Genomic DNA, 15,357 nt, shown 5'->3' with positions numbered 1-15,357 from the left:
GACCGCGCGGCGACGCCTTGCAATCATCGCCGCATGGGTCCGCTTCAGTTCGACATGTCCGGAAACCTATCGGATGGCCCGCGCAGCCTGACATCGGCGCTGCACGAGCGGCTGCGCGCCGACATTCTGGCGACGCGGCTGCTGCCGGGCCAGAAGCTGCATATCGCCGGCCTCGCCAAGCAGTTCTCAGTCAGCCTTGCCGCGGTGCGCGAGGCGCTGTCGCGCCTCGTTGCCGACGGTCTCGTTCAGGCCTCCGACCAGCGCGGCTTCCGCGTCAGCCCGGTGTCGCTCGCCGATCTGGCCGACGTGACCCAGACCCGGATCGACATCGAGGGGCTCGCACTGCGCCGCTCGATCGAGCAGGGCGACGAGTCCTGGCTCGCCTTGGTGAAGTCGGCGTGGGCGGATCTGAAAGCCGTTCCCTATCGCTATCCCGATGATCCCACGGTGCATTACGAGGAATGGGTGATCCGTCACCGCATCTTCCATCGTGCGCTGGTCAATGCCTGCGGCTCGCCATGGCTGCTCGGCTTCCGCGACGTGCTGCACGAGCAAAGCGAAAGATATCGCCGTCTGTCGATCCGCCGCGAGGTCGGCGGCAAGCCGCGCGACGTCGAGGCCGAGCACGAGGCGATCGTCGCGGCCGTGACGAAGCGCGATGCAGACGCGGCGGTTCGCGCACTGTCGCAGCATTTCGGCATCACCAAGGAGTTCGTCGAGCTCGCCGCCTCGCGCATCGCGGAGGTGAGCCGCACGACCTGACGATCCCCAAGAAATCGGGCACACAAAAAAACGACCCCGGGAGGAAAATAATGAAGATCAATCGCCGTCACGCGTTGCTATCGCTCGTCGCCGCCGCACTTCTCGCCGGCCCGGCGAGCGCCGCCGAGACCATTCGGGTCGGCCTGCCCACGAAAACCTATTGGCCGACGACGATCGCCGAGACGGCGGTGCGCCAGAAACTGTTCGAGAAGGAAGGCATCCAGGCCGAGCTGACCATCTACCGCAGCGGCGCCGAAACCTTCGAGGGCATGGCTGCAGGCGCGGCCGACATCATCCTCGATCCACCCTCGCTGGTCTCCGCCGGGCGCAAGAAGGGCGTCATGTCGCGCATCGTCGCCAACGCCGCGATGGGCAATTTCGGCTGGCAGTTGATGGTGCCGGCCAAATCGACGCTCGACGTCAAGGACCTCAACGGCAAGAAGGTGGCGATCACCGCGGCCGGCTCCGGCTCGGACCTGCTTGCGCTGTGGACCATCCAGGACAAGAAGATCGACTTCACGCGCGTCCCCGTCGGCGGCGGCGGCCTGGTGCCGAACCTGCTCGCCGGCAATGTCGAGGCCGCCGTGGTCTATTCGCCGCTGAGCTTCCAGATCTCGAAATCCGGCGAGGCCAAGACCATCCTCGACTATTCGACCGCGGTGCCGCCGAATCTCACCGCTGGGTGGATCGTGCTCGACAAGCTCGCCGAGACGAAGCCCCAGCTGGTGCAGAAGGCGGTGAACGCGCTCTATGGCGCGGTTGCGTTCATGCGCGCCAACCGCGACGTCACCGTCAAGCTGATCGCGGAACTGTACGAGATGCCGCCGGAAATCGCCGGCCTCGAATACGACAACACGATCATGAAGCTCGAGACCAGCGGCGACATGGGCGCGGCGAACGTGAATGCGGCCGTGCAGCTCTCGCTCGATCTCGCCAAGCTTGGCGGGCTCAAGGACATCGTACCGTCCGAGGACGTGATCTCGACCAAGTTCAAGCCGGTCCCGACCAAGTAACGGCGATGCAGGGCACGCTTGCCATCAACCTCGCGCGGATCGCGATCATCGTCGCGATCCTGGCGCTGTGGGAGCTGCTGTCGCGCACCGGCATCGTCAATCCGCGCCTGCTGCCGTCCGCATCCGACACCTTCGTCACGCTCGGCGATCTTCTGCAGCGCGCCGCGGTGCAGAAGGACCTGATGGTCACCGCGACCGAGGTGCTGGCGGCGTTCGCGCTGGCCGTACCCGTCGGCGCGCTGATCGGTTTCCTGGTCGCGGAGAACCGCTACTTCGCCGACGTCGCCAAGCCGCTGCTGTTCTTCGCCTTCAGCATCCCGAAATCGATCTTCCTGCCGATGTTCATCCTGGTGTTCGGCGTCGGCTTTGCCCAGAAGGTCGGCTTCGGCTTCTTCTCGACCATCTTCATCGTGATCATGTCGACCACGACGGCGGTGGAATCGGTCAAGGTCGAGCATCTCACGGTAGCGCGCTCCTATGGTGCCACGCCGTGGCAGACGGCGTTCCGGGTTTACTTGCCGAGCATGCTGCCGGTGCTGCTGGAGGCCTTGCGGATCTCCATGATCTTCAACCTCACCGGCGTGATCCTTGCCGAGATGTACGCCTCGCGCGACGGCATCGGCCACCAGATCGCGACCTGGGGCGAAAACTTCCAGATGAAGCAGCTTCTCGCCGGCGTCGTCATGGTCGCCGCGATCGCCATGACCTTCAACGAACTTGTCAGATGGGTGGAAACGCGATGCAGCCATTGGCGAACGTGACCCCGCTCAAGCCGGCGGCGCGCGCCGGCGCAATCGAGGTGAAAAATGTCGGCCAGGTCTTCAGGACCCGGTCGCAGGACGTCGTCGCGCTGGAGGACGTCTCGCTCGAGATCAAGCCCGGCCGTTTCGTGGTGCTGGTCGGTCCCAGCGGCTGCGGCAAGTCCACTCTTCTGATGATGATGGCGGGCCTGCGCCAGCAGACCGCGGGCACCATCACCATCAACGGCGCGCCGATCCTGCAACCCGACCCCGACAGGGTCGGCGTGGTGTTCCAGGAGGCGAGCCTGTTTCCGTGGCTGACGGCCGAGGACAATGTCGAGTTTCCGCTGGCGCTGCGGGGAGTCCCCAAGGCCGAGCGCCGCGCCAAGGCGCAGGATGCGCTCAAGCTGGTCGGGCTCGAAGGTTTCGGCAAGCGCCATCCGCACGAACTCTCGGGCGGCATGAAGCAGCGGGTCTCGATCGCGCGCGGGCTGGTGCAGGATCCGCCGGTGCTGCTCATGGACGAGCCGTTCGCAGCGCTCGACGAGCAGACGCGCATGACCATGGGCGACGAGCTGTTGCGGATCTGGGCGGCGACCGGCAAGACGGTCGTCTTCGTCACGCACAGCCTCACCGAAGCCGTCTATCTCGCCGACGAGGTGATCGTGATGTCGGCGCGGCCCGGCCGCATCGTAGACCATCTTCAGGTCCAGCTGCCGCGGCCCCGGACCTACGAGATGCTCAGCGGCGATGCATTCGGAAGCCTGCGCGACCGCATCTGGCGGCATATCCGCAAATCGGCGTGAGACGACGATGAGTGCCAGGATCAGTGCCAGAATAAGTGCAAAGACGTTGCGATATCTGATCGTGATCGGCCTGATCGCGTTGTGGGAGCTGCTGCCGCGTGCCGGGCTCATTCCCGAGCTGTTCCTGCCCTCGCTCTCGTCCACACTGATTGCCGGATGGACCGACGCCGGCGAATATGGTCACGCGCTCGCGGTCACGCTTTACGAGGTCGTGGTCTCGATGGCGTTCGCCTGCGGCGGCGGCATCCTGCTTGGCGCCGTGGTCGGCAGCCTGCCGCGCCCGCGCGTCCTGATCATGCCGATGGTGTCGAGCCTCTATGCGGTGCCGCTGGTGATCCTCTATCCCGTTTTCACCGTATGGCTCGGCATCGGCTCGGAGTCCAAGATCGCGTTTGCCTCGATCTACGGCTTCCTGCCGACGATGCTGGCGACCGCCGCCGGCATCCAGACCATCGACCCGCAGCTCCTGCTCGCGGCCCGCAGCATGGGCGCGACACTGAGCCAGCGGCTGGTCCGCGTTATCATTCCCGCAGCGATCCCGACGGTGCTGTCCGGCCTGCGTGTCGGCGGCGCGTTGGTGATCGTCGGCGTCGTCGTCTCGGAGATGCTGATCTCCTCGGCCGGCATCGGCTATCTGATCTCGCGCTACCGCACGATCCTCGACAGCGCGCACGTGTTTGCGGGCGTGCTGCTCGTGCTGTTCCTCGCCATCGGCTTCAACGCCGTGATCCGCTGGATCGAGGGCAAGGCGGCGATCTGGCAGACCGGCACCCGCGCCGGCCAGGCCAACGACGACGTCGCAGCCGGCGCGATGCAGCCGGCGACGTGAGGTTAGGCACGTGTACGATCTGACGCTGACATTCGATAACGGCCCCGACCCCGACGTGACGCCGCGCGTGCTCGACATCCTGGCCACGCGCGGGATCAAGACCACCTTCTTCGTCATCGGCGAGAAGCTTGTCGATCCCGAACGGCGCCGACTTGCGGCGCGCGCCCATGGCGAGGGGCACTGGATCGGCAATCACACCTTTACGCACAGCATTCCGCTTGGCGCGCAGTCCGGGCGCGACACCGCCGAGCGCGAGATCGGCCGCACACAGGACGCGATCGGCGATCTCGCGCATCCCCAGCGCTGGTTCCGGCCGTTCGGCGGCGGCGGCAATCTCGACAAGCGACTGCTCAAGCCATCCGTCGTCGACTACCTCACCGGCAAGAAACACAGCTGCGTGCTGTGGAATTCGATTCCGCGCGACTGGGACGACCCGGACGGCTGGACCGAGCGCGCGCTCGATCAGTGCGGCCGGCAGCCCTGGACGCTGATGGTGCTGCACGATTTGCCGACCGGCGCGATGGCTCATCTCGAACGCTTTCTCGACAGCGCGGACGCGGCCGGCGCCCGCTTCCGCCAGGACTTCCCGCCGGCCTGCGTTCCGATCCGCAACGGCGATATCGCGCTTCCGATCGACGACTATGTTTCCTCCATCGAAGAGAGTGTTTGACCCATGAAAGTCGCAAGCTTCACCATCGCGGGCACGGCGAGCTACGGCATCGTCACCGACAAGGGTGTCATCGATGCCGGCAGGCGCCTGAAGGCCTATCCGACGCTGAAGGCGTTGCTGGCGAAGGGATCGCTGGACGAGCTGAAGAAACTCGCAGGCGAGACGCCCGACCATGCGCTTGCGGCCGTCGCGCTGCTGCCCACCGTGCCCGATCCCGACAAGATCTTCTGCATCGGCGTCAACTACGCCACGCATCTGGCCGAGAGCGGCCATCCGACGCCGGCGCATCCGATGATCTTCACCCGCTTCGCCAACAGCCAGGTCGGTCATGGCCAGCCGATGATTCGGCCGCTGGAGTCGGAGCGCTTCGATTTCGAAGGCGAGATGGCCGTCATCATCGGCAAGGCCGGCCGTCGCATCTCGCGCGAAGCTGCGCTCGGCCATGTCGCCGGCTACGCCTGCTACAATGACGGCAGCATCCGCGACTGGCAGCGGCACACCTCGCAATTCGCGCCGGGCAAGAATTTTGCCGGCACCGGCGGCTTCGGACCCTGGATGGTCACCACCGACGAGCTGACCGACGTCACCAAGCAGACGCTGATCACCCGGCTCAACGGCGTCGAGGTGCAGAAGGCGCCGATCTCCGACCTCGTTTTCGACGTCCAGGCCCTGATCGCCTATTGCTCGACCTTCACCGAGCTCGTGCCCGGCGACGTGATCGTCACCGGCACGACCGGCGGCGTCGGCGCCTATCGCACCCCGCCGCTGTGGATGAAGGGCGGCGACATCGTCGAAGTCGAGATCTCCGGCATCGGCATCCTGCGCAATCCCGTCAAGGACGAGGCATCAGCCGCGGCAACGCGCGCCGCCTGAACAAGCGCGCTCAACAAGAACAAGAAGGAGAACCCCATGCCCATGCCGACCCACATCCTGCCGACCACCGTGGTCGGCAGCTATCCGCAGCCGGAATGGCTGGTGAACCGCGCCATGCTGTCGAAAGTGGTGCCGCGCACCCGCCTGCACGACATGTGGCGGCTGCCGGCGGAGCATCTGGAAGAAGCCCAGGACGATGCCACCATCGTCGCGATCCGCGACATGGAGCGCGCTGGCATCGACATCGTGACCGACGGCGAGATCCGCCGTGAGAGCTATTCCAATCGCTTCGCCACCGCGCTCGACGGCATCGACGGCGACAATCCCGCGATGATCGTGGCGCGCACCGGCAACACGCAGACGCCGGTGCCACGCGTCGTCGGGCCCGTGCGGCGCAAAGGCCCGGTCGAGCTGCACGACATGCAGTTCCTGCGCAAGAACACGGAGCGTGCGGCGAAGATCACCCTTCCCGGCCCGTTCACCATGAGCCAGCAGGCCAAGAACGAGTTCTACAAGGACGAGGAGGAGCTCGCGATGGCGCTCGCCGAGGCCGTCAATGCCGAGGCACTCGACCTGCAAAAGGCCGGCGCCGACGTGATCCAGCTCGACGAGCCCTGGGTGCGCAACAATCCGGACCTCGCCAAGCGCTATGCCGTCAAGGCGATCAACCGCGCGCTGCAGGGCATCACGGTGCCGACGGTCGTGCATCTCTGCTTCGGCTATGCGGCCGTCGTGCCGGGCTCGAACAAGCCGGCCGGCTATTCCTTTCTCGCCGAGCTCGACGACACCATCGCCGACCAGATCTCGATCGAGGCGGCGCAGCCGAAGCTCGACCTCGGCGTGCTCAGGGATCTGTCGTCCAAGAAGATCATGCTCGGCGTGCTCGATCTTGCGGATCCCGCGATCGAGAGCGTCGACACCGTCGCCGACCGCATTCGCAACGGCCTGAAATATGTCTCGCCGGATCGTCTGGTCCCCGCACCGGATTGCGGCATGAAATACATGCCCCGCGCCACCGCATTCGGAAAGCTGAAGGCGATGTGCGACGCCGCGGCCAAGGTCAGGCGGGAGATCGGTTGACGACGTCCAGGGAAGGCGGCGTCACGCGCCCCGCTTCGGCCCGATCGCCTCGAAGCCGGCCTTCTGCTCGTCGCTCAAATCCGCCTCGAAATCGTCGAGCGCATCGGCAACGCCGTTCACCTCCTGGAGCATCGTCTGCAACCGCGCCTTCACGTCGGTGAGGCGGGCCTGCGGCGTCTCGGCGGGCTTGGCCGGGCAAGCGCTCAGCGTCTGCATGGTGCGGAGCGTCGTGTCCTGGAGCACATCGAGGCGGGCGCGCGCGGTCTCGTCGAGGCGGAGCGTCGTGGCCATGTCGGCAACGGGCCATTGCTGCTGCACGAGCTGCTCGTACTGACGCTGCAGCTTCTCGTCATAGCGGGGATCGCTGTCGGCGTTGCAGGCCGATGCTGCCTGCGCATCCTTTTTCTGGCCCGCGGCGAGCGCAGCGCGGCGATCCTTGGCCAGCCCGTCGAGCTTTACCTTCTGGCGGTCGTCGAGGAGACCCTCGAATTTCGCGAGCGGCGGCGCGAAATTGTCCATCGCCCTGATCATCACCGCGAGGCGCTCGCGCATCAGGCCGAGGCGCTCCGCTGCGGTCGCAGGCACCTCTGACGGGCAGGTCGCGCGGATGCTGTCGCGAGCCTCCTGCCAAGTGCTCACGACCTCGTCGAGCGCGGCGCGCTGCAATTCGTTGGGCTGCACGGTGGCGGCAATGAGATCCGCAGGGAAACCGGCGGGATCGCTGACATCGCAGATGTTCTGCGCCGACGGGATCTTGCGCGCGCGCCTGCCTTGCGGCGCGGTGTAGGCGGCGAGCTCGGTCGCGGCATAGGGCGAGAACAGCGCGGCATAGATGTCGCCATAGCCGTACAGCGAGATGCCGGTGGTATCGGCGAAGATGATTGCATTGGCGAGATCGTCATGCGCGAACGGCCAGAACACCGGGCCGGCCCAGCCATAGCTGCCGTCGGGGTGACGCCACCAGCCCTGCGGGGCGCGGCCGCCGCGCCAGCCCGCGAGCGCAGCCTGCGCCGAGAGAGCCGCACGGATGACGTAGGGGTTATAAGCCTGCCCGCGTTCGGCGCCGCGCGGATCCTGCGATCGCAAGGCGGCGGAGCGGTAGCGGCCGCCGCGCACCGCCATGCGGGAATGGCGCAAACGCGACATGCCGATCACGTGGCCGACGGCGAAACGGGCAACGCCGAGCGGACCGCCGCGCAGTCCGAACTGCGCCTCGGCCCTGTCGGGCAGCAACACTGTCGCAATCAGGAGAGTTGCGCCGGCGAGCGCCAGTCCCATGCGTCCCGACATGACCGCCGATCTGGCCACTTGATGGCCCTCCTCCCGCACGAAGCGCGCAATGCGTCGCACTTACGATGACGCGCAGAGGAACCAAAGGTTCCGGAATCGGACAGGTCAAAGCGTCGCGGACGTAAACCGGCGGCGCCGAAGCGGTGTCATTGCGCCTTTTGCGGCAACACGAATGTCTGGCCGGGATAGATCAGGTTCGGATTGTGGATCTTGCCACGGTTCGCGTTGAAGATCACCGCGTAGCGGGCGCCGTCGCCATAGGCGAGCCGGCTGAGCGCCCACAGGCTGTCGCCGCGGGAGATCACGCGGCTGCTGCCCCCCTCGGCCGGCGCTGCGCTGAGCGCGTCGGCCGGCGAGGCCGATGCGACGGTCGTGGACGCAGGCACCCGCGCCATTGCTCTTGGCTTTGACCGGGCCGCGGGCCTGTCGGGCGCCGAAGCCAGCCGTGGCGCAGGCAGGGACGCCACGACATCCGATTTGTCGTTCTCGGCGGGCTTCGCCTCCTGCCTCGCGACCGGCGCGGGGCGCGGGGGCGGCGGCGCCGCGGCGGCGATGGTCACCGGCATGGTGCGGCTGGACTGCAGCACGGTGCCGTCGGGCGCCTTGGCGCGCAGCGTCAGCTCATAGCTGCCGGCGGGAAGCTGCGGCGGCGTCATGACGAACTGGCCCGAGGCGTCGGCCACGACCGTGTCGAGCGGCTGACCGTCGCGCAGCAGCTCGACCTTTGCCCCCGGCACGGCCCGGCCCGCGATCACCGCCGCCTCGCCGTGATCGTCGATGCGGGCGACGTCAAACTTGGGACCGGCATCCACCACCGCCGGCGCCGGCTTGACCGGCGCCAGATCGGCGAGCGCGGCCGTGACCTGCTTCTGGGTCTCGGCCAGCGGCTCCGCCGGCTTCGGCGCTGCGGGCTCGGGCTGGGTCGCGGCGAGCTTCGGATCCGCAGGCTTCGGCTCCGGCTTCGTTTCGGCTTTGGTCTCAGGCTTCACCTCGGGCTTCGCGGCCGCCATGGCGTTGGCGTCGGGCTTGGCTTCAGGCTTGGCGGCGACGGCGATCTCGGTGCCCGCTCCGCCCGGCAACAGGCGGCGCAGCTCGGTGGGACCGATCACAAGGACGGTGCCGACCACCGCGAGCAGGCAGAACGCAATGAGGGCCTTGGTTGCGGTCATCATCTGAGGTCGAACCCTTGCTGGCAAATCAGCCGATGGCGGCAAAGTGCGCCGATTTGGTTACGGCAGCAAGTCGGCCGAAGGGATGATCGCCCATCGTTGCCATGCGTGCCGGATGAACCCGCGCAGCCCCCTCGGCGTCCAATGAGCGAGGCCGCCGCGCGGCTATATTTTAGGGATTTTCCATGACCGCATCTTTTCGCACCGCGCCATGGCTGGCGCTCGCCCTGACACTCCTCGCCACGCCCGCGCTTGCGGCCTCCGGCCCGCCGCCGGGGTTCGTCCTCACCGACGATGCCGACTTCGCCTTCACCTCGCCCGACGGTGCCACCAAGCTCGAGCAGTACATGAAGGACGGCGGCGACTGGGACGTCAAATGGCAGGTCTGGGCGCGCCGCGGCGACCAGATGACGGAGCTGAAGCCCGAGCAGGGCTACGGCGCCGGCTTCCGCTTCACCAGCGACTCGCAATGGCTGGTGCGCATGCAGAAGACCGGCTCGGGCGAGCAGGACCTGTTCCTCTATCATGTCGAGAACGGCGCCTTCGTGAACGCGACGAAGAAGTCGCTCAGCGATCTCGCCTGGGACTACTTCCACAGCCGGCCCGACACCAGGAGCATGAAGCTCGACTATCACATCTCGGCCAACCTGATGAAGGGCACCGAAGATGGCTATCGCTGGCTCGGCGTCGACTGGCCCAACAACCGCTATCTGCTGATCTCACTCTCCGGCGAGATGGACAAGCATCCGAAGAACGTCGCGGTGAAGGGATTGGCGGATTGGAAATGCCGCTATGACCTCCAGACCGGCAAGTTCGACGTGCCCAAGATGTTCGCCAAGAGCAACGCGCAGGCGTTGAACTGGGAGATCAAGCGATGAGTGCCACCTCGTAACACCGGCCTACGGGACTGGCGCTACCCACCATTTCTGCCGCCGCGGAGATTGAAGAGGTGAGTTACGCCAAGGGACTGCGCTTCGCGCAGCCCGGGGCTAACCCACCCTGCGGTCTCGGCGCGTTCCGCCCGTCGGAACCAACCCACTGATTCCGTTCCGATTCATATTTTCCTAACCCTTCGTGGTAACGGGGTCTTGTCGGTTTTGATGCATCTTGCATCCCACGGGAGGGCTGGATGGGCACATCGATCCGATGGACCGCGCGGATGCGCGCGCTGCTGCGCCGCTGGCGCGGCGCGCCGCTGACATGGCTGATCGTCGGCGGCTTCGTGCTGATGGCCGCGACCGCCATCGGCACCGGACTCACCGTCGACCGCTTCCGCCAGAACGCGATCGAGAGCGGCCGCGACAGCCTGGAAAATTCGGTGCGGCTGCTCGCCCGCCATTTCGACCGCGAGTTCGAGGATTTCGCGGTGCTGCAGAAGAGCATCATCGCGGAACTCGAAGGCCACGGCATCGCCTCCGCGGATGTGTTCCGCAGCGAGATGGGCACGCTCGCCATGCACGAGGTGCTGCGCAACAAGGCCAGCGGCTGGTCCGACGTTGCCGGCGCCAACGTGTTCGATGCCAACGGCACCCTGATCAATTCGTCGCGGCGCTGGCCGGTCGCCGACATCTCGGTCGCCGACCGCGGCTATTTCAACCGCCTCAAGAACGATCCGGCTTCGCAGGAAGAGGTCGAGGTCGTGCCCGGCCGGTTCGGTGACGGCTTTGCCATCGTGTTCGCGCGGCGCGTCTCCGGCCCGCGCGGCGAATTCCTCGGCGTCGTCTCGCGCGCGATCGCGCCGGCCCAACTCGAATCCTTCTTCGCCTCGAGCGGGCTCGGCGAGGAATCCTCGATCGCGATGCACCACCAGAACGGCCAGCTCCTGGCGCGCTTTCCGCATGTCACGGCGATGATCGGGCAGAATTTCCGGACCGGCTCGCCCGAGCAGATGGCCGTGTTCCAGCGCACCTTCGTCACGACGCAGATCGCAAGCCCGATCGACGGCAAGGACCGCATCATCGCCTCGCGCATGCTGACCGGAGAGCCGCTGGTCGTGGTCGCGACCAAGTCGCTGGACGCCACGCTCGCGACCTGGCGCACGCAAACGAAATTCTTCGTCACCGTCGCCGTGACGTCGATCGGCCTCCTGGTGCTGACGCTGTTCCTGATCTTCCGCCAGATGACGCACCGCCTCTCGGTCGAGAAGCAGCGGCTCGACACCGCGATGAACACGATGACGCAGGGCCTCCTGATGTTCGATCAGGACGAGCGGCTCATCGTCTGCAATCGCCGCTACGTCGAGATGTATGGCCTCTCCGCGGGAGTCGTGAAGCCCGGCGCCTATTTCCGCGATGTGATCCAGCACCGCCACGACACCGGCTCGTTCGAGGGCGACGTCGATTCCTATTGCGACGGCATCCTGAGCAGTGTCGGCCTTACCCAGAGCGCGATCGTCGAAACCGCCGACGGCCGCCTGATCGAGATCAAGAACCAGCCCGGTGCCGCCGGCGGCTGGCTCGCCACCCATGACGACGTCACCGAGCGCATCCGCGCCGACGAACGTATCGCGCACATGGCGCATTACGACGCGCTGACCGATTTGCCCAACCGCGTGCTGATGCGCGGCCATCTGGAGCGCCGGGTCGCCGAGCTCGCGCAGGGCAAGCCGTTTGCGATCCTCTATATCGACGTCGACGAGTTCAAGGGCGTCAACGATTCGCTGGGACACGAGGTCGGCGACGAGCTGCTGCGCCAGGTCGCGAACCGTCTGCGCGCCTGCGTCAGCGGCAACGATCTTGTGGCGCGGCTCGGCGGCGACGAATTCGCCATCGTGAAAGCCGGCACGAGCGACCAGGCCGCGTTGACGGCGCTGGCGGACACGATCCTCAATGCGCTGCGCGCGCCCGTGGACTGCATGGGCCAGGAGGTCCTGACCGACGCCAGCATCGGCATCGCGATCGCGCCGGACCATGGCGACAACCTCGACGACCTGCTCAAGCGCGCCGATCTCGCGATGTATGCCGCCAAGTCCGAGGGCCGCGGCACCTTCCGCATCTTCGCGCCCGAATACGATGCCAAGGCGCGGCAGCGCCGCCAGCTCGAGCTTGATCTGCGGCAGGCGCTCGCCCGCGGCGAATTCGAGGTGCACTACCAGCCGCTGGTCGACCTCGCCGCCGACGTCGTCACCGGCTGCGAGGCGCTGCTGCGCTGGCGCCATCCCGAGCGCGGCATGGTCTCGCCGGCGGATTTCATCCCGGTCGCGGAAGACACCGGCCTGATCGGCGAGATCGGGGAATGGGTGCTGAAGCAGGCCTGCCACGAGGCCGCGAGCTGGCCCGGCAACATCCATGTGGCCGTCAACGTCTCGCCGGTGCAATTCCGGTCGCGGTCGCTGGCGCTGAAGGTCGCCGCCGCGCTTGCGGAATCGGGCCTCGTGCCCGGCCGGCTCGAGCTCGAGGTCACCGAGACCGTCCTGATCCGCGACGACGAGGAGGCGCTGACGATCCTGCAGCAGCTGCGCGAGCTCGGCGTGCGCATCGCGCTCGACGATTTCGGCACCGGCTATTCCTCGCTGAGCTATCTGCACCGCTTCCCGTTCGACAAGATCAAGATCGACCGCAGCTTCATCAGCGACATCGGCCAGTCCGAGGATTCCTCGCCGATCGTGCAGGCCGTGGTCCACATGGCCGCCGCCCGCCACATGGCGACGACGGCGGAAGGCGTCGAGACCGAGGCCCAGCGCGAGGTGCTGCGCCAGCTCGGATGCAGCCAGATGCAGGGCTGGCTGTTCAGCCCGGCCGTGCCGGCGGCGAAGCTGAAGCAACTGCTGTCGAAGCAGGCGGAAGCGGCCTGAGACTTTTTCCTCCGCGCCTTGCAATCGTGCGGAGGTCCCATATCTCATCGGCATGATGAAGCTCACACGCATCCAGGACCACGCCATACAGGCGCTGACGGCAGGCATCGTCGGTGCCGAGACCTTCGATCGCGTCTTCGCAGGCATCCGCTTCGACGAGATCGAGGGCACGATGCTCTACGCCTTCGCCCGGAACGAGGATGTCGCCTCCGACATCGAGGACGGCTACTCGCCTCTGATCGCCGCGCTCGCATCGCGGGTATTGGGCAAGCAGATCGATGTCGTCGTGGTGATGCCGAAAGTCCTGCAATAGGGGCTGGTCTTCGGGCAGGGCGACGATTGCAATGGCCGTCGATTGCCCCCTCCCGCGCAGGCGAACGCCGTGCGCAGGCGGGCATTGCGAAAGCGGTGAGGTGACCTGGAAATAGAAGCACGCTACCTTCCTCCGGCAAGAACAAGAGGAAGCGCAATCGTGTACGACTACATCATCGTGGGCGGCGGCTCGGCCGGGTCCGTGCTGGCCCACCGGCTCTCCGCGAAGAGCGCCAACAAGATCCTGCTGTGCGAAGCCGGCCAGGACACGCCACCCGGCAACGAGCCCGCCGAGATCAGGGACAGCTATCCGGGCACGGCCTATTTCGATCCGCGCTTCCACTGGACCGAGCTCAAGGTCACGACGCAGGTCGTCAGCCACAACAATCCGAACGAAGCGCGTCCGCCCTTGCGCAAATACGAGCAGGCGCGCGTGCTCGGCGGGGGATCGTCGATCAACGGCCAGATGGCCAATCGCGGCGCGCCGACCGACTACGACGAGTGGGACGCGCGCGGCGCCGAGGGATGGACGTGGAACGACGTGCTGCCCTTCTTCAAGAAGGTCGAGCGCGACCTCGATTTCGACGGGCCTTATCACGGCAAGGACGGCCGCATTCCGGTCCGCAGAATTCCCAGGGAGCACTGGACGCGCCATTCGCAGGCGTTTGCCGATGCCTTCCACGAGGCCGGCCATCAATTCGTGCCGGACCAGAACGGCGAGTTCATCGACGGCTATTTCCCGGTGACGCATTCCAACCAGTCGGAGCAGCGCGTCTCGGCCGCGATGGGCTATCTCGACCGCGACACGCGCAAGCGCGCGAACCTGACGATCTCCACCGGCACGCAGGTGCGGGAGCTGCTGTTCGAAGGCACCCAATGCGTCGGCGTCAAGGCCCTGGTCGACGGGCGCGAACAGGAATTCCGCGGGCGCGAGATCATTCTCTCCTCAGGCGCGATCCATTCGCCGGCGCATCTGCTGCGCGCCGGCATCGGCCCGGTCGGCCATCTCAAGGATATGGGCATTCCCGTGCTGATGGGCTTGCCGGGCGTCGGCCAGCGTCTGATGGATCATCCCTCGATCTCACTGTCGTCCTTCGTCCGCCGCGGCGCGCGCATGAACGAGCACACCAGGCGCCACATGCAGCTCGGCCTGCGTTATTCGTCCGGGCTCGCGGGCGTGCCGAAGGGCGACATGTTCGTCGTCCTGCTCAGCAAGTCCGCCTGGCATGCGGTCGGAGAGCAGATCGGCTCGCTGCTGACCTTCGTCAACAAGACCTATTCGGAGACCGGACAGGTCAAGCTTGCCGCGCGCGACCCCACGGCCGAGCCGATCGTCGAGTTCAACCTCTTGTCGGACCGGCGCGATCTCGAGCGCCTGATGGACGGCTTCCGCAAGATGGCGGCCATCCAGATGAGCGACATCGTGAAGAAGGTGACGGACAAGCCGTTCCCGGCCGCCTATACCGACAAGGTCCGCAAGATCGGCGTGGTCAACACCAAGAACAGGATTTTGACCAAGGTCGCCGCGACGCTGATGGATGGGCCGGCGGCGCTGCGTCACTATCTGATCGACAATTTCGTGGTCGAAGGGTTTACCTTCGACCAGGTGATGAACGACGACGAGGCGCTGGAAGCCTTCGTGCGCAAGGCGACCATCGGCGTGTGGCACGCCTCCTGCTCGTGCCGCATGGGCCGGGCCGACGATCCCATGGCGGTGGTGGACAACCAGGGCCGCGTCAAGGGCATCCAGGGCTTGCGCGTCGTCGACGCCTCGATCTTCCCGGTGGTGCCATGCGCCAACACCAACTTCCCGGTGCTGATGACGGCGGAGAAGATCGCGGCGGCAATGGTGCAGTGACCTGAGGGGCGGGCAAAGGCGCGCGCTTCGCGCGGGCCGTGCCCGCCGGGCATGTGCGCAAGAGGTTCGCGGGAGCGTGGTGGGTTACGCCTTGCACCGGTTGCGGTCGAACGCGCGAGGGCGTGGGCGGCTAACCCACCCTATGGACTCAAGGCGAAGGCT

The 15,357-nt window shown here is 66.5% G+C and carries 14 protein-coding genes; 12 read left to right on the top strand and 2 right to left on the bottom strand.

Annotation, left to right across the window (positions count from 1 at the left end; translation table 11 throughout):
* Positions 1 to 33 precede the first annotated feature (33 nt).
* Genes A7X65_RS31565 through A7X65_RS31530 form a run of 8 tightly spaced genes read left to right on the top strand, consistent with a single transcriptional unit; the run spans position 34 to position 6,773 of the window.
* Entirely contained in the window at positions 34 to 762 is a 729-nt protein-coding gene (locus A7X65_RS31565; protein WP_063692713.1) for a GntR family transcriptional regulator, read from the top strand.
* 50 nt (positions 763 to 812) lie between these two features.
* A complete protein-coding gene (locus tag A7X65_RS31560) occupies positions 813 to 1,775 on the top strand; it encodes an ABC transporter substrate-binding protein (RefSeq protein WP_063692712.1) in 963 nt (320 codons plus the stop codon).
* Positions 1,776 to 1,780: 5 nt separating this feature from the next.
* Complete coding sequence (locus A7X65_RS31555; protein ID WP_063692710.1) at positions 1,781 to 2,536, top strand: ABC transporter permease; 756 nt, start codon at positions 1,781 to 1,783, stop codon at positions 2,534 to 2,536.
* On the top strand, positions 2,515 to 3,321 hold the full coding sequence (locus A7X65_RS31550) for an ABC transporter ATP-binding protein (RefSeq protein WP_063692709.1): 807 nt from the start codon (positions 2,515 to 2,517) through the stop codon (positions 3,319 to 3,321). Before A7X65_RS31555 ends, A7X65_RS31550 begins: the two co-directional genes overlap by 22 nt.
* A 7-nt stretch (positions 3,322 to 3,328) precedes the next feature.
* A complete protein-coding gene (locus tag A7X65_RS31545; protein ID WP_063692708.1) occupies positions 3,329 to 4,150 on the top strand; it encodes an ABC transporter permease in 822 nt (273 codons plus the stop codon).
* Between the two features lie 10 nt (positions 4,151 to 4,160).
* A complete protein-coding gene (locus A7X65_RS31540; protein WP_063692707.1) occupies positions 4,161 to 4,820 on the top strand; it encodes a polysaccharide deacetylase family protein in 660 nt (219 codons plus the stop codon).
* A 3-nt stretch (positions 4,821 to 4,823) separates the two neighbouring features.
* Complete coding sequence (locus A7X65_RS31535) at positions 4,824 to 5,693, top strand: fumarylacetoacetate hydrolase family protein (protein WP_063692706.1); 870 nt, start codon at positions 4,824 to 4,826, stop codon at positions 5,691 to 5,693.
* Positions 5,694 to 5,729: 36 nt separating this feature from the next.
* Entirely contained in the window at positions 5,730 to 6,773 is a 1,044-nt protein-coding gene (locus A7X65_RS31530; RefSeq protein WP_208608633.1) for a uroporphyrinogen decarboxylase family protein, read from the top strand.
* Positions 6,774 to 6,794: 21 nt separating this feature from the next.
* On the opposite strand, the gene A7X65_RS31525 is transcribed toward A7X65_RS31530, so the two are convergent.
* On the bottom strand, positions 6,795 to 8,063 hold the full coding sequence (locus tag A7X65_RS31525) for a Spy/CpxP family protein refolding chaperone (protein ID WP_063692705.1): 1,269 nt from the start codon (positions 8,061 to 8,063) through the stop codon (positions 6,795 to 6,797).
* Between the two features lie 146 nt (positions 8,064 to 8,209).
* Positions 8,210 to 9,235, bottom strand: coding sequence for a LysM peptidoglycan-binding domain-containing protein (locus tag A7X65_RS31520; protein WP_063692704.1), 1,026 nt, complete (start codon positions 9,233 to 9,235; stop codon positions 8,210 to 8,212).
* 182 nt (positions 9,236 to 9,417) lie between these two features.
* Here A7X65_RS31520 and A7X65_RS31515 point away from each other — a divergent pair, with 182 nt between their 5' ends.
* The 4 genes from A7X65_RS31515 to A7X65_RS31500 all read left to right on the top strand — a co-directional run bounded on the left by A7X65_RS31515 (position 9,418) and on the right by A7X65_RS31500 (position 15,195).
* Positions 9,418 to 10,110 carry a hypothetical protein gene (locus A7X65_RS31515; protein ID WP_063692702.1) on the top strand — a complete coding sequence of 231 codons (693 nt, stop codon included), beginning with the start codon at positions 9,418 to 9,420 and terminating at the stop codon, positions 10,108 to 10,110.
* Positions 10,111 to 10,361: 251 nt separating this feature from the next.
* Complete coding sequence (locus tag A7X65_RS31510) at positions 10,362 to 13,025, top strand: bifunctional diguanylate cyclase/phosphodiesterase (RefSeq protein ID WP_063692700.1); 2,664 nt, start codon at positions 10,362 to 10,364, stop codon at positions 13,023 to 13,025.
* Positions 13,026 to 13,077: 52 nt separating this feature from the next.
* Positions 13,078 to 13,338, top strand: coding sequence for a hypothetical protein (locus tag A7X65_RS31505; protein ID WP_063692698.1), 261 nt, complete (start codon positions 13,078 to 13,080; stop codon positions 13,336 to 13,338).
* 159 nt (positions 13,339 to 13,497) lie between these two features.
* Complete coding sequence (locus tag A7X65_RS31500; RefSeq protein WP_063692696.1) at positions 13,498 to 15,195, top strand: GMC family oxidoreductase; 1,698 nt, start codon at positions 13,498 to 13,500, stop codon at positions 15,193 to 15,195.
* Positions 15,196 to 15,357 lie beyond the last annotated feature (162 nt).

The organism is Bradyrhizobium stylosanthis (assembly GCF_001641335.1).
Lineage (GTDB): Bacteria > Pseudomonadota > Alphaproteobacteria > Rhizobiales > Xanthobacteraceae > Bradyrhizobium > Bradyrhizobium stylosanthis.
The sequence above is the reverse complement of the archived record's forward strand: the minus strand, read 5'-3'. Positions and strand labels throughout refer to the sequence as shown.